Genomic DNA, 15,655 nt, shown 5'->3' with positions numbered 1-15,655 from the left:
TACCCCACATCCATCAACTTAAGGATTCGGGCTATTTTTGAAATTAAAAGCGCGTTACTATTTTCTTATATTAATGAGAAAGGGTGACGTGCTTTTTATGAATATGCATCAAAAGCAAGAGTTGTCTTTATTTGCCGAAGAGTTATATCGATATATGTCTCCCGCTACACTTAATCAATTAGCTATAGAAGCAGGCGGGATGAAACGAAAACGGAAGTGCCACGGGCATCATTTTTTATCTTTGTGTGTATGGCTAAATCAACAAGTCGCTACTACCTCTCTTACCCAACTATGTAGTCAATTAGAAACTTCAACAGGAGTTTTATTAAGTCCGGAAGGACTTAATCGGCGATTTAACTCGGCTTCTGTAGCCTTTTTTCGTACTGTATTTACTACACTTCTACAAGCTAAGATTGGAGGCGTATCTAAGATTTCTCATTCTCTTTCTTCCTACTTTGAGCGCATTCGCATCCTTGATTCTACAACCTTTCAAGTTCCAGATCGATTCGCAGCTATGTATCCTGGTGCCGGAGGATGTAGTCATAAAGCTGGTGTGAAAATTCAACTAGAGTATGACTTGTTGAGTGGAGAGTTTTCTGATGTGAAAATTGAACCAGGAAAACGAAGTGATCAGGCGTATGGTGCGACTCGAACAGACATGATACAAAAGAATGAGCTGTATATCCGTGACTTAGGATATTTTCGTCTACAAGACTTTAAGTCTATTCAAGACAAGCAGGGGTATTATTTATCCCGTCTTAAGTTACCGACTAAAATATATAGAAAAGAGTTCGAAACAGTAGTATTTAAAACAAAACCTCCTCAATTGAAACCAGTATATATACAAATTCATTTGGAAGACATTATGAAACAATTAAAACCTGGCCAAGTTTATGAATTACACGATGTATATGTAGGGAGTAAAGACAAACTGCCTACTCGTATTGTAGTTTATAGATGTACCGAGGAGCAAAAACAGAAACGCTTACGTGACCGAGCTATTCGTGAAAAGAAAAAAGGGATTACATATACAGAGCGCACGAAGCTTTTACAAGGTATCACGGTATATATGACAAACATTCCTACGGAATGGGTACCAAAAGAGAAAATCTATGACCTATATTCATTACGTTGGCAAATTGAGCTGTTATTTAAAATATGGAAATCTTGGTTTCAAATTCATCGTTGTAAATCTATTAAACAAGAGCGATTAGAATGTCATCTTTATGGGCAACTCATTAGTATTCTATTATGTTCTTCTACTATGTTTAAAATGCGAGAACTCCTATTACGTAAGAAACAGAAAGAGCTAAGTGAATATAAAGCGATGTACATAATTAAGGATTATTTTTCACTTTTTTACCAAGCATTACACAAAAACACCCAAGAATTATCAAAGGTTCTCCTTCGTCTGTTTAACCTCCTACAGCACAACGGACGAAAATCTCATCGATACGAGAAAAAGACAGTCTTTGATATTTTGGGTGTTGTCTATGAGTATACCACTTCTACTCATCAGGTAGCATAGTAAAAAATTGAAACCCGTCAGGGTTTATTTGATATGCCCGCTTTTATAAAATCTACAAAAGATAATAAAAAACTATATGGAAAGACCGCATTTTGTTTGAAAATATACCTTAAGTTGATGGATGTGTGGCGGTACCCCATGTCCATCAAGCTAAGAACTTGTTTTACCCCCTAGTTTTTTGAGAGTAAGTTGTTTTTTGGAACCAGAAAGTTATATTTTTAACTATAAAAACTATGGGAAATTTTATCTGTTTTTCCTTTTTACCTACTTGCTAAATTCAGCAAGTAAAATATTTTTAAAAGGATCAGAACGACTAGTTTTATGGCCATTCAAATTGATAGCCACTGTATGCTTGCCTCCAAGTGTACCTCCAGCAAAAGTAGAAAACCCTGGGACACCTCCTGAGTGTCCCCATATCGAGACACCGTTTTGAAGTTTTGTTTCAAAGATTCCAAGACCATATCCATCGATTACTTCTGTTCCTGTAGGAACTGTAGTAAGCATTTGTTTTAGTTGCTGTTCCTTCAGTAATTTGCCACTGAGCAAGTAAGAGAAGAATTTATTTAAGTCGTCAGCAGTAGAAATCATATCACCATCCGAGCTACCTGGATTAGAATAAGTAACGTCTTTCAGCTCACTTTCTCCGTCATATCTTTCATATCCTCGGGCATGATTGGTGCCTGGAATAACCGTTGAATTGCCAGGTAGGAATGTATTCGACAATTCAAGCGGTTCAACAATTCGATTTTCAACCTCTTCCGCATAGCTGTTTCCAGTTACTTTTTCAATAAGGATACCCAATAATACATATCCCGTGTTTGAATAAGACCAACCCTTTCCTGGAGCAAAGTCTGGGGGAAGAGAAATCCCCATCTTTACGAATTCTTCAGCTGTATACGCTTTTTTTGTATCTTTAATATCAAAGTCCTTTGACTTTATGTAGTCAGCGATACCACTTGTATGGTTCAATATCTGCCGGATAGTAATCTGGTTACTATCATATCCGTTTCCTTGAATAACACCAGGCAACCATTTTTCAATGGAGTCGTCTAAATTCAAGCGGTTTTCTGCAGCTAATTGAAGTAGTACTGTTGCAATGAATGTTTTCGTCACACTACCAATGCGAAAGCGAAAATCTGCCTTCATTGGTTTCTTGGTTCTCAGATCCGCTATCCCGGCGGCATAGCTCCAATTTTTACCACCCTTAGAAATTTGAGCGAGTATTCCAGGGTATCCAAGTTGGAGTGCATCCCGCATTGCTTTCTTAACGGAAGTACGATCGCTTTGATTACTTGTTTGTAACGAACTAGATACATTTTGCGTGGGTTCTGCTTTTACAATTGAGGCTGGTGTTATGTATAACAGGGAACTTCCAGCTATTAAAAATGATAGACTTGCACATGTAATTTTACTGCGTGTTTTCATAAAGCACCCCACTCCTTTTTTTAAATTGTATAGTTAGTTGCTTGCTGTTTCGTATTAATCACACAGCTGTTATCTCCACCAATGACAAAAAGTCAGAATTGAATTCGTAATCATATTCATAATTATTATTTTTACGGACGCTATTCTGTCTTAGCAAACGGTAAATCCCTCTTCTTCCACATATATGTTAACGCCAGAAATTAGTTCTTTTGCTTAAAACACTCTTGTTACTGGTTTGTTTTTCATATATAAGTCATATCTGTTCCGCCTTACACACCTCCTTATATTTTGATCTTACACATTAAAAATCTCTTTTTTCTTACCTATTCCTTACAAATTACTTACGTTCAAAATAGCTTCTATAATAAAATAAAAACACAGAGATTTTTCACTTCTATGTTTCTTTTTTCGTTTTGGGAAACAATTAATTTTTAAGTTAATAGCGATGTGTCAGTACCCCATATTCATCAAGCTAGTGAAAAAACAACCCAAAACAGTAAAATTGATATTTCTGGGTAAAAATGTACAAAAATCTTATTTGAGGGCGTTATAAAATCCTTAAGTTGATGGATATGGGGTTCTACATTTTTTGCTGCACTAAAACAATCTTCAATAATCTAAATTAGATTTGTAACTACAAGTGGGTTTCTACTTGCATTAATATCATGAATGTTGCTTACTGCTATAAGATTACGCTTCTTGTAATCTTTCAAATGTAGACATATTAGTTCCCATCTTTGGTGCAGATACGGAATGTTGTTACCTTCAGTGCTCGCTTCTCTTGGTGGGACATAAATAATCCTGTAATGTTCCTTTAAAGACCTGAATCCCGTTCGAGTATGCGATAACAGTTTTATCAAAATTTAACGATGTAAGTGTAGACATTAAGTTTTTCATCTTATTTATTCACTCCTGTTTTCCATTCAGATTTTGTAATGGTCCCGTCAAAGTTGTATGAAATCTCTAATTGGTCGAATCCACTCTTATAGATATGCTTCGTACTTGTTCCGTTCAGCTCGGTAACATCTGTCCATGGCAGGTTACTATCATCTATCTCAATAAAGTTTACACCCTCCTTAGCTACTTGTAACATATCCTTACTAGCCCATCTCGAAAGCTTCGGCTTAATTAGTTCTTTGTATGTCTCCTGCGCTTCTAAACTTCCTAGAGAATTGAGATTCGCATATGCTTTCTTTTCTCGGGCTGCATATTGCTCCTCTTTGAGTGTTTCCTCTTCAGATTTCTCTGGCTCCTTATCTTGAATCAGCGTCTCTTCCACCTTCTCAACAGGTTTTTCTTCAGTGTCATCAACTTCTGCAGGTTTCTCCTCGGGTAGATTCTCTATCGCATCTAGTTTAGCCTTCAGCTTAATGTAATTAATTTCTAATTCATCATACTCTTTGGCTAATTTCTCTGACTCTGCTTGATAACGTTCTACTTGTGATGATAATCTATCGGTTTTTTGGTTATAACAAGATGTCAGCCCAAAGAATAGAAGAACTGTTGCCCCATACTTTGCAGCTGTCTTTCCTTTAATAGATTGTACTTTCTCGGTAAATGTAAATTTCTTTGATTCCATAATTTGTAGTCTCCCCCAAGTCACTCACATATCTAATTATAATGATTTAGTTACATATAAAATTTTACACGACTATTAATCAGATGTACAGTTGACTATACTAGACGATTAGTCATTTTTTCAAGGATTTAATATAGTGATAATATACGCGTATTTTGCCACTGTTTAATGACTACAGCGTATTTCTACTTAATGAGTTCTCACCACACAACAATCAGCTTAAGGTTTTAAATTATCCCCATAACAAAAATTTAGAACCATGTTAGTTAATTTTTTTAAAATTAGGAAAGCCATCCTCATAACTGAGAATGGCTCTTATAAATAAAGGTTTATGAATGCATTTTTGTACGTATACGTTTTAAATAGTGGTGTCTAATAATAAAGAAGTAAACCATTTGAATGCAAATAAAGCTTACTAATACTACAATTGAGCTTTGTAAAACAGACATTTCCCTACTTACTGTTTGTCCTAATTGATGAAACGTTAGAAATGCAAAACTACTGTGAAGCATAGCCACTACTATCGGCAGGAAAAATAGTAACATCATTTGTCTTGTCACGATTTGCTTTAACTCTCTTTTACTTAAACCTAATTTTGAGATCATTTCATATTGCTCTTGATCGCGTTCTAAATCAGTAAATAGCCGGAAATATAAAAAGCTTAACGTAAACACGAAAAATACAATCCCCACCATTACACTTGAAATAGAAAGTAGTCCGTTTTGTTGTTTCATTTCAATCCATCTTAAATACAGTGATGAAAACTTATAATAGTCTTCTTGATTCGTACCAATGAACTTCTTAAGACTTGTCGAAATCGCACTTGTTTCAGACCAATCTTTAACGATAAAACCGTAAATCGTGTAATCTCGGAGTACGCCTTCTTCTTGAACATGTAGGACCTTATTATAAACAGCATCAGAAACAATAACAGGGTTATCAATCATGGCTAACTCTGGGATATACACTGTTTTTTGTACAGAAAGTGGAATCTCGAGTTCACCATGATTTATTTCAAAAAATTTCAGATGCTCTGTACTTTTCTCTTTCTTATTAAGTCGTATAGCAATGCTATCATTTTCATTTGTTAATTTCTCTATTTCATACCCTAATTTTTTAGCGTATTCATTATACGCAGAAAGATTAATCAAAGCCAATCCGTCTAATGTCCTTTTAAATTCTGTTGCTACAAGGTTATATGAAAATCCAGATTCCTCTAATTGTTTCTTTATCTCTTCAATATGAGCTTTTTCTTCTATATTCCCCTTATCTGAACGATAGGTAAATGCATATGGAGTCTCATGCTTAGCCAATTCAGGATTTGCAATAGCCGTACAAACTCCAATTGCTGTAAAAGATACTGCAGATATAATTGATACGATAAAAAAGGTTCTCGCATTATCTTTCATGCGATACATTAATTCTGAAATAACAAGGAGATTGGTTCTTTTAAAGAATGTAGTTTCTCTATTTTTTAAAGCGGATAACACATATACACACAATTGAGTAAAGAAAAAATAGGTCCCACATACAATGAATACGACTCCTACTCCTACGAGTAGGAATAATTGATTTAAACGCATGTAATCGACCGCGGCGATACTGTGGTGAACGCAGGAGTAACCCGCTCCAAATAAAATAATGACCAACAAGGATATATAAACAGACACTATTGGCTCAGTTTTTGGTTTTTCATCTGATTTTATGAGTTCTACAAGTTCATTCATTTTCACCATTTTTGATGTAAACAAAGAAATAAGTAGAAATAAAATAAAAAAGGACATTGCTGTTACTACCATTGCCTTGATTGGAAAGTAAAATGCTAACGTTTGCTCTATCCCTAATAAAGACCCACTAATCAATAAAAACAATTTAGAAAAAACCATTCCTAGTCCAATGCCTACTACGATTGAAGGGATTCCAATCAACATATTTTCGAAGTAAATTAATCGATAAAGCTGCTTATTAGACATTCCGTGTAACATTAATAATCCAAACTCTTTTTTTCTATTTTTTAAAAATGCACTAACAGAATAGAAAATAAATAAGAAAGAAAAAACAAAGATTAAGTAATAGGATAAATGAAATCCTATTTTTCCAAATGCACTCATGATGGTACTTAGATGAGTCAGCTCATCTTGTAGGTTCGGATGAAAGACAAGTAGTCCATAAGTGAAAAAAATCAATACCGCAAATGTACTACTAAAAAAATGACCAAGATATATTCTTTTATTTCGTAAAACATTATTAAATGCGAGTTGTCGAAAAGTCATGTTTATTCCCCCCTAACATAGAAAGACTATCCATAATTTTTTTATAGAATAATGGACGCTCATCTTTGCAAGTAACTTCATTGCATAACTGGCCATCTTTAATAAAAATTATGCGGTCACAGTAACTTGCAGTAACTGGATCGTGCGTTACTAACATCATTGTTGCCTTTTCTTCTTTGTTTAATAGTGTTAATAGTTCCATCACATCTTGAGAGGCTTTAGAATCTAAGTTTCCTGTCGGCTCGTCGGCAAGAACCAATTTAGGAGAGTGAATGAGTGCACGGGCAATCGCTGTTCGCTGTGCTTGCCCTCCTGATATTTCATATGTTCGCTTATTTAAAATTTCGTTGATTCCTAATTTTTCCGAAATAGATTCTACTTGTTTATTTATTCTTTTCACATTCATGCCATCTAATACGAGTGGAAGAACTATATTCTCTTTTACTGTTAAGGTATGCAGCAGATTAAAGGATTGAAAAACGAATCCTAATTGCTTTCTGCGAAATAAGGCCAAATCATCAGAGGAGAGTTGATACGGATTTTGATTATGAATACATACACTGCCTGATGTTGGCGCGTCAATAGTAGAAATCATATTCAATAATGTTGTTTTCCCACTTCCCGAAGGTCCCATTATCCCAACAAATTCCCCCTCCATAATTGTTAAGTCTATATTTGAAAGTGCTGTATGTGGAACCTTTCCTGTATATTCTTTACTAAGATCATTTACTTTTACTATTTTCATATGAGAAATTCCCTCCAAATGTACACACTACGAATAAGATTTGATAGAAGATATCTGCCCACATTATGATTTTTTTAATACGAGTCATGTACCATTCACAACTAATCTGTTTCGGCTTCTCCTATTGAAACTAGAATACTTGGTCAAATTTATTAAGTACCAAATTAAATTTTATATCGTAACACATGATTTTTATTCATGTTTCTGTTTTTCATTGTAGTAGTAAGGTTGTTTTTCTCATATTGAATTACCTTTCATTTGTCTTACACGCTTGCAATGTTTCTGAAAATACAGTTTATAAAGTCAGTGAGCGTATTTTTTGAGGAGATAGCAAAAAGAATGCTACACGATTACTTTCCTTTACCGAACTAGGTTTCTATATAGTAATTCATAATATTTTTTCACCATACTCAAGTTCTTCTTCATCTAAAAGTGGAACAAATGCATTACTTAGAATGTCTATTACGTGTATTCCTGAAAATAGATGTCCAAATTGGATACAACCTATCTCCGCTGGACACCTATTTATACGGTTAATAAAAAAATGAGAGGATTCATTATTTTGCAAAAGAGAAGGATGTATAAAAGGTGTGTATTGAAATACTACGTTTACATGTTACCAGTTTCATACTTTTACGGGATACTCATTGCAAGTGAAAAAGTAAAAAAATATTTCACTTGAATTTTGGGTTATTCATTCCGTAAACGTTTTGAATGTGCTGTAACCTGAAAAATTTAAGCTGTAGAGTATCGTTATCGTATGCTCTCTACACTCGCATCAGTATGAAGTACTAAATTAAAAACATATATTCTTGAAAGAGGTTGAAAATTTATGTTCGTTTTAAACAAGTTCTTTACCAATTCACATTATAAAAAGATTGTACCTGTCGTATTACTTTCATGCGCGACACTGATAGGCTGTTCTAATAGTAATACGCAATCAGAATCAAATAAACAAACAAATCAAACCAATCAAGTTAAGCAAGAAAATAAAGGTAATCATGCTTTTGCTAAACTTGAAAAAGAATATAACGCTAAACTTGGTATTTACGCACTGGACACAAGTACGAATCAGACTGTTGCTTACCATGCAGATGATCGTTTTGCATTTGCCTCTACATCTAAATCATTAGCAGTGGGAGCTCTTTTACGTCAGAATTCAATAGAAGCTCTTGATGAAAGAATTACGTATACACGTAAAGACCTATCTAATTATAATCCAATTACTGAAAAGCATGTGGATACAGGAATGACGTTAAAAGAACTTGCAGATGCTTCTGTTCGATATAGTGACAGTACGGCACATAATTTAATTCTTAAAAAGTTAGGTGGTCCATCCGCATTTGAAAAAATCTTGAGGGAAATGGGTGATACTGTTACTAACTCCGAGCGATTTGAACCTGAATTAAATGAAGTAAATCCAGGAGAAACACATGATACGAGTACACCAAAAGCAATCGCTAAGACGCTTCAATCTTTTACATTAGGAACTGTACTACCATCTGAGAAACGTGAACTGTTAGTAGATTGGATGAAGAGAAATACGACTGGGGATAAATTAATTCGTGCGGGTGTACCAAAAGGATGGGAAGTAGCTGATAAAACAGGTGCAGGATCTTATGGAACAAGGAATGATATCGCAATTATTTGGCCACCAAATAAAAAGCCGATTGTTCTTTCCATCCTTTCTAATCATGATAAAGAAGATGCAGAATACGATGATACACTTATTGCAGACGCTACGAAAATCGTGTTAGAAACTCTAAAGGTTACGAATAAATAAAAATAGGTTAAAAGTTTTCCATTTTAGTCACGTGTATTCTCTGTTAACAGACACATGCATGCTACTCAAGTCAACTACCCCCACTGAGATGAAGCGTTTCAGTGGGGGCTTGAGTTAGAACTCTAGGTCTTTTCTTCTATCGCTAGACAGTTTGACGCTCTAGAATTCATGCCACCGTATGGTAACACCCCAAGTATGTTTTTGGTTGGTACTAGCAACGAACTATTGCTTTCCCACTTGCACCACCCTTTCAAAAAGAGCAATTCTTCCTTGTGGAAGAAGCCACCACTCAGATGAATCCGACGTGAGCTACAAGCCTCGACAAGTCGAATACATATGGATGGTTGACGCACCCACTAAGCTATACGCGAAGTAACAGCCTTACGTTTTTGCACTTCTAATAGAATCGGCGTTTTTACTTTAAGATTTTCATCTGATACAGTAAGATTAATTACTTCCTGTCGTAGACTTTTTACTGTATCTATTTTTATCTTATTTGTTTTTTCTAATATCTTGTACTTCTATTGTTTGATCGTTATGACTGGTACTTGCTCGGTGTCAGAAATTTTACTGTAACCATAATAAAGTAGAAAAAATAATAAAATAATTGTCCAAATAAATATAAACACTTTATAATCATACTTCATATGAAAAACCTCATTTTCCCTATATAAGTGAATGTACATACACCTTATAAATTCAATTACATAAATTATTGGATGTTTTAGTTGTAAAAAATCATTAAAGATTAGAAATCGTTATTCATAAACATATCCAAGAAATCTTCAAAAAAATATCATCTAGGCATTTTAACATTTCATAAAAATGCACAGATGATATTTTTACGTTTAGCTAAGTAATGCTTTTTATGTAATAAATCTTTATCTCTATTTCACTTTAATGTTTATATGTACAAGAGTCTGTGTAGCAACTAGGCTGTACTTTAAATATGTACTAATTTGTGTGTGTGGGAAAGGAAGCACATTTTATTTAAAGTTGTTACTTTAAACCCCTTAATTAGTTGGTAGTCTTCTTCATTCAGACAGAAAAGAAATTTAAAGTGTACACGTATTTTAAACTCAGGCTCTTTACTACACACACTCCTATCCACATAAAAACATCTATAGCTTTTTGTAACAATACAGAAATTGAAGGAAATAAAAATGAAATAATTTTAATGTTAATTAACATATTTGTAACACAAATGTAACATAAAACATTTAATCGTACAATACTTTTTTAACTAATTATTAACAAAGTTCTATTAAAATCGTTCAATTTTAATAATGTTCCCATAGACTATTACAATTAGAGTTGCTTGTGTTTTATTAATTATCCTTCATTTCAGCTCCATTTCGGCATGTGTCTGTTATACAATAAGCATATACTTGAAAGGCAATGGAGTAACTGTTTATGTATGTCAAACAATTAAGATAGCTTCCTTTCATCTCTTGCCCGAAACCAATTCATCTTCACCTACTCAATTCGCGTTCCTTTTGGAAGGAGTCTTCTTGGCTAAAATGACAAAAAAGTTGAGGATTCCCCCAACTTTTTTATACATTTATTGTCTTATTAATCCTGTAGATGTAACCTGATATGTTCTTTTCTTTCCTATATATTCCTGTTTTCCATTCTCAAGGTTAGTTAAAGTCGCTCTTGTTTTTTCCTTAGCTGCATCCCCTTCTATATGAGTAAATTCTATATAATCTCCCACTTTTATAGGTACTGTTTGGGTTTCAGCATTTTGTTGTCTATTTCCCATGATTTCTTTATTGTACATAACGCTACCAGACGAGTTCTGGACTTTAATACTTGCATATGTACTATTGAAGTAAGAATGCGGTACGCCAGCTTCTAATTTGATTTTCAGCTCTTCTGCTGTTTGATTATAATCTACTTTTGCAATTTCTCGATCACTATATCCTTTTAATGACCATGCAAATTGTTTTCCATCTAGAATTGTTGTCTCTGGCATTTTTTCTACTTTCTTTAAGCCCTCTTTTGTAACCTGGTATCTTGCTGTCTTTCCAATAGTTTCATTTTTGTTATTTTCAAGATTCATTAATGTTGCGCGTTTTTTTTCCTTTACAGCGTCTCCTTCTATATGAGTTAATTCAATGTAATCTCCCACTTTTACGGGCACTGTTTGGGTTTCAGCATTTTGTTGTTTGTTTCCATAAATGTCATTATTATATACTACTTTTCCTGATGCATTTTGTACTTTAATACTCGCATACGTTTCATTAAAATAATGATGCGGTACGCCTGCTTTTAAGTCAATTTGCATTTCTTCTGTCGACTTATTGAAATTGATTTTTGCAAACTCAAAATCACTAATTCCTTTTAGGGACCATGCAAATCGATTCCCTACTAAAATATCAGAATTTCCATTTGTAATTCCTACTTTTTTCTCTACAGTTCGATCAAATATATCTGTTAATGTAATTTTAGCAAAAGCTGTTTGAGGCAATTGCATAGTTTGACTTACCTCAGTTTGGTAGGACTTAATATTATCAATTACTTTTAAAGGTTGTCCCGCTAACTTTTCATTGTCATAGATTTCAATTTTCCCTTTAAACTGTGGAGTACTTTGTTCTTTCAATTTCCATGAAACATTTAATTTTCCAGCTTCAAAGCGAGTATTTTGGATATCAAAATCTAAATTTCCCATTTCTGGTTGACTAGGCTGATTTATATTAAACGTTTTTCCAGTACCAATAGTTGATTGAGTATTTCCTCCTGCCCTAACCCATAGATATTCTGAAGTTGCTCCTCCATCGTATTGATAGGACGTATCATGTTGCCCAGAGATACGCTGATTATTCCAAGAATTCCATTGTTTATCTGAAACTTTTCTGCTGTATCCATTCTTAAGACGTGCTTCTCTTACATCTTGTCCATTACCAGCCCAGTCCTCTTGAAACATCGATAAACCATAGTTAAATGCAACATTCGTAACTGGATGATCCATAATAACAACTAACTTCCATTGATTTAATGTATTATCTTTTATCCACTGGCCAAACTTTGTATGGCCATCTTCTTGCCAAGAGCGTAGAGTCATTCTATACCATTCACTATCTTTCCAATTATAAGTTGTTTGTACCTTCAGACCTGTTCCTTCTCCACCAAATCTGCTGGCTTCTGAAGTCGGCGATAAATATTCAGCTTTTATTGCTTGGTTTGATGCTATTGGATCCCAAAGTGCAAAGTGAAGGGTACGTTTACCGAATTGATCAAAACCACTTTGTTGTTGGAAACCCGCATAACCACCACCCTCCCCTCCCTGATTCCAGTTATGCACAGCCCAATACGTATAAGGTGCTGTTTGGACTGGTGACCAGTCTATACTAATAATATCTGAAGCAGCAGTATTTTGTGGTGTTACATAAACTGATGGGGCATGCGATCGGGTTGCTGCCTCTGTACTAGAAATTGGTGCTCCATACATTGACAACATGGTACAAGCCGTTGAAACCATAACAATTCTTTTTATTTTTCCCCTTGTTTTTACTTTAAACATAACTTCCTATCTCCTTTTAAATTATTTTAGTTACATTGAATAATAACCCTATATATCCCTTTAAACAAATTATGTAATAAAGTAACATTAGCTCTAAAATCTAAATATATTTAATGTTTTTTACACTGCTATTATTAATCAAATTATAGTATTTTGTATTAAAATCGTATGATTTAGGACTAAATATAAAGTGAAAATTTTATAAAATTTCATAAATATGTAGTTTTAGATATTTATGATGAAAGACCCACTAAATAACTTAATTGATTTTATAAAAGATTTCCTTTCGTTATTGATTACACTATTAAACCCAGAATTGTTTACTAGAAAAATGTTATGTAAACTTCGGTTTGTCGATTAGACAAAATAGTTTATCAATTTGCTGATATCTTATCATTAGTTAGAAAGAGCCTACTTAAAAACGTAGACTCCTTTAGGTATCTATACATTACATATATAACAAACATAAAAAAATAACATCGCATTCTTCTGTTAGTTTATTTAATATTTAATGACGTAGATAATGTATTCCAAGGTGCATTTGTAGATGTATTTTGATATTTAAATTGCCCATTTTGCTGTCCTGAAGCATCCCATTTATATTCCCATCCATCCACTGTTCTATCCCCATTTATATCAATCATCTTAGAATCTACTTTTTTTAGTTTTTGACCACTCATTTGAGCAATTGGATTTCTACCATATCCCATTTCATTTGTATAAATGTATAAATAGCTCCCTCCATGATCTTTAACTGTACTTAAATTATTAGGACCAATAAATTCAACCCCGCCTAATTGAGATTCAACTTTTACCACATTTAATGATGTTAATGGTGGTGCAGGTGCTGCGGATACATCAGTCGCTAAGCCAACTGTTGCTCCCACTACTAATGATGAAACTCCTAAAATCATTCTTTTTAGCATACACTCATCCCCTTTGTATTTAATACAAATTGATTCTATCATACTAATTTCATACATTTCGTTTTCTGTGAAAGAGTTAACAAAAAGTACCTATTTATATATGAAATTGTGCATATTCATTGCATTTTTACTATTTACACTTACTACTAATCCTACTACAGCATAATTGCTTCTCTATCTTGATTGACTTAATACATTTTGCCTTATTTCAAGCTGTTTTTTGTAAGAACTAATAAATGGTGTGTAGTTCGGTGTTTTAACAAATAAAGAATAGAGTTGCAAATCCCACTCTATTTAAGTCGGCTTTTCCTCTAGCATTATAAACAAGATCCACCACTTGCATCAATTAACTCACCAGTTATCCAACGACTGTCTGATGAAGAAAGAAAACCTACAATATCAGCTATATCATTAGGTTCTCCCAACCTATTAAATGTCGATAAACCTGCGGCATATTTTTGCCCATCTCTATTCCCCAATGTCTCAGCGTTCATTTCTGTATTAATTATACCCGGGAGAATTGCATTTACTGTAATACCACGGGCACCAAGTTGTTGTGCTAAAGTATGAGTGAGTGTATTAATTGCTCCCTTAGATATACTGTAGGCAAAAACACTTGGGGAGGCTACCCGTGTGACAAAAGACGAAATATTGATAATCCGGCCTCCATCTTTTAAACGTGGCAAAGCCTTTTGAATAATGAAAAATGGAGCTTTCACATTAATATTCATAACCTCATCAAAAGACTCCTCTGTAGATTCCTCTAACGTTAAAATCTGCCCAATTCCAGCGTTGTTTACAAGAATATCAAATGTAGTATCGCCTATATATTTTTGAAGAGATTGATCCATCATTGAATACAATTTATTAATACCGTTAAAGGTACTTAAGTCTGCACTAATCGCAAATGCGGAACCGCCATCTTGTTTAATTTTATCCACTACACTTTCTGCTTCTTCTTTTCTTTTACTATAGTGAACAACGACTAACGCACCAGCCTGTGCCAAATGTAAGGCAATGCTTCGGCCTATTCCTCTACTAGCCCCTGTTACTACTGCAATTTTCCCCTTCAATTTATTCATCTCATCATCCCCTTGCTTAAAATTCTACTTAGTTATATCACAAGATACCCTTTGAAATGTTGCTCTCTCATTTGGTTTTCTTAAAGAACCTAGATAGTATTGCTACTAATTTTATTTAATACTAAAAACATCTAATTTTCTTTTGATGATATAGTGCCTCATGTCCGTTAAGCTGGGAAAGTGAATACCAAAAACTAAGAAAATTATTAGGTTAAGATTGTAGTACCCGAAAAATATTTAGTTTCTAAACTCTTGTTAAGTAGCTACGATGAGCAATTATACTAAACTAATAATGAAAAAAGGATCTGATATGAATATCAAACCCTTTTTTACTATGTATAATTATTTCACAGATTCTTTTAATTCTTTTCTAGCTTTAAATGCCGGTGCTTTAGAAGCAATAATCCAACATTATTATATACGGTTTCAACGAATTTTATGTTGAACTTATTATATTTCAAGAAGTCCGTTACTTTTAGAATCGACAATTCTTCAATACCCTTAGACTTTCCCTACGCCCCCTGTAGAGATTTTTTCAATAAACTAACATACTTTTTGTACGCTTTCTGAACCTTATCTCTACTATTTTGTAGCCACTTCAATGTTAAATCTTTTATCAAAATAGAAATCCCTTTAGTATTGTGAACTACCCGCCACTTAACGCCCTAACGGACTGTTTGAAGTGGGGGCTTCTCGGTTAGTCGTTACTTTTGGTAGCTAACGAATTCGTCCTAAGACAGCCGAGCTAACTCCCTTGTTCCAAGGGTTATTTTATTGCTATCTATACTAAC

At 34.0% G+C, this 15,655-nt stretch carries 9 protein-coding genes; 2 read left to right on the top strand and 7 right to left on the bottom strand.

Annotated features, from left to right (window positions below; all coding sequences use genetic code 11):
* Positions 1 to 97: 97 nt before the first annotated feature.
* Positions 98 to 1,528 carry an IS4 family transposase gene (locus EBQ15_RS30220; protein WP_001055923.1) on the top strand — a complete coding sequence of 477 codons (1,431 nt, stop codon included), beginning with the start codon at positions 98 to 100 and terminating at the stop codon, positions 1,526 to 1,528.
* Between the two features lie 264 nt (positions 1,529 to 1,792).
* Here EBQ15_RS30220 and EBQ15_RS30215 read toward each other — a convergent pair whose 3' ends face one another.
* The 4 genes from EBQ15_RS30215 to EBQ15_RS30200 all read right to left on the bottom strand — a co-directional run bounded on the left by EBQ15_RS30215 (position 1,793) and on the right by EBQ15_RS30200 (position 7,550).
* Positions 1,793 to 2,953, bottom strand: a complete 1,161-nt coding sequence (locus EBQ15_RS30215; RefSeq protein WP_000857813.1) for a serine hydrolase domain-containing protein — start codon at positions 2,951 to 2,953, stop codon at positions 1,793 to 1,795.
* Between the two features lie 898 nt (positions 2,954 to 3,851).
* Positions 3,852 to 4,532 (bottom strand): hypothetical protein, encoded by a 681-nt coding sequence (locus EBQ15_RS30210; protein WP_000444115.1) that lies wholly within the window; start codon positions 4,530 to 4,532, stop codon positions 3,852 to 3,854.
* 329 nt (positions 4,533 to 4,861) lie between these two features.
* Positions 4,862 to 6,805 (bottom strand): FtsX-like permease family protein, encoded by a 1,944-nt coding sequence (locus tag EBQ15_RS30205; protein ID WP_000144201.1) that lies wholly within the window; start codon positions 6,803 to 6,805, stop codon positions 4,862 to 4,864.
* Positions 6,780 to 7,550 carry an ABC transporter ATP-binding protein gene (locus tag EBQ15_RS30200; protein WP_000706742.1) on the bottom strand — a complete coding sequence of 257 codons (771 nt, stop codon included), beginning with the start codon at positions 7,548 to 7,550 and terminating at the stop codon, positions 6,780 to 6,782. The genes EBQ15_RS30205 and EBQ15_RS30200 overlap by 26 nt, the downstream gene beginning before the upstream one ends.
* Before the next feature lie 832 nt (positions 7,551 to 8,382).
* Here EBQ15_RS30200 and blaIII point away from each other — a divergent pair.
* On the top strand, positions 8,383 to 9,333 hold the full coding sequence (gene blaIII, locus EBQ15_RS30195) for a class A beta-lactamase BlaIII (RefSeq protein WP_000497839.1): 951 nt from the start codon (positions 8,383 to 8,385) through the stop codon (positions 9,331 to 9,333).
* A 1,561-nt stretch (positions 9,334 to 10,894) separates the two neighbouring features.
* On the opposite strand, the gene EBQ15_RS30185 is transcribed toward blaIII, so the two are convergent.
* The 3 genes from EBQ15_RS30185 to EBQ15_RS30170 form a co-directional block, all read right to left on the bottom strand.
* Entirely contained in the window at positions 10,895 to 12,856 is a 1,962-nt protein-coding gene (locus tag EBQ15_RS30185; protein ID WP_000477431.1) for a DUF3472 domain-containing protein, read from the bottom strand.
* 497 nt (positions 12,857 to 13,353) lie between these two features.
* On the bottom strand, positions 13,354 to 13,839 hold the full coding sequence (locus EBQ15_RS30175; protein WP_002001753.1) for a DUF4879 domain-containing protein: 486 nt from the start codon (positions 13,837 to 13,839) through the stop codon (positions 13,354 to 13,356).
* Positions 13,840 to 14,099: 260 nt separating this feature from the next.
* On the bottom strand, positions 14,100 to 14,864 hold the full coding sequence (locus EBQ15_RS30170; protein ID WP_001037518.1) for an SDR family oxidoreductase: 765 nt from the start codon (positions 14,862 to 14,864) through the stop codon (positions 14,100 to 14,102).
* Between the last annotated feature and the right edge of the window lie 791 nt (positions 14,865 to 15,655).

Source organism: Bacillus sp. 2D03, from assembly GCF_003946765.1.
GTDB classification, from domain to species: Bacteria; Bacillota; Bacilli; order Bacillales; family Bacillaceae_G; genus Bacillus_A; species Bacillus_A cereus.
The sequence above is the reverse complement of the archived record's forward strand: the minus strand, read 5'-3'. Positions and strand labels throughout refer to the sequence as shown.

What these genes read in the sequence shown, in the direction of transcription:
- EBQ15_RS30185 (WP_000477431.1), bottom strand. Translation starts at nt 12,856, where the DNA reads ATGTTTAAAGTAAAAACAAGGGGAAAAATAAAAAGAATTGTTATGGTT.
- EBQ15_RS30170 (WP_001037518.1), bottom strand. Translation starts at nt 14,864, where the DNA reads ATGAATAAATTGAAGGGGAAAATTGCAGTAGTAACAGGGGCTAGTAGA.
- EBQ15_RS30210 (WP_000444115.1), bottom strand. Translation starts at nt 4,532, where the DNA reads ATGGAATCAAAGAAATTTACATTTACCGAGAAAGTACAATCTATTAAA.
- blaIII (WP_000497839.1), top strand. Translation starts at nt 8,383, where the DNA reads ATGTTCGTTTTAAACAAGTTCTTTACCAATTCACATTATAAAAAGATT.
- EBQ15_RS30175 (WP_002001753.1), bottom strand. Translation starts at nt 13,839, where the DNA reads ATGTATGAAATTAGTATGATAGAATCAATTTGTATTAAATACAAAGGG.
- EBQ15_RS30220 (WP_001055923.1), top strand. Translation starts at nt 98, where the DNA reads ATGAATATGCATCAAAAGCAAGAGTTGTCTTTATTTGCCGAAGAGTTA.
- EBQ15_RS30205 (WP_000144201.1), bottom strand. Translation starts at nt 6,805, where the DNA reads ATGACTTTTCGACAACTCGCATTTAATAATGTTTTACGAAATAAAAGA.
- EBQ15_RS30200 (WP_000706742.1), bottom strand. Translation starts at nt 7,550, where the DNA reads ATGAAAATAGTAAAAGTAAATGATCTTAGTAAAGAATATACAGGAAAG.
- EBQ15_RS30215 (WP_000857813.1), bottom strand. Translation starts at nt 2,953, where the DNA reads ATGAAAACACGCAGTAAAATTACATGTGCAAGTCTATCATTTTTAATA.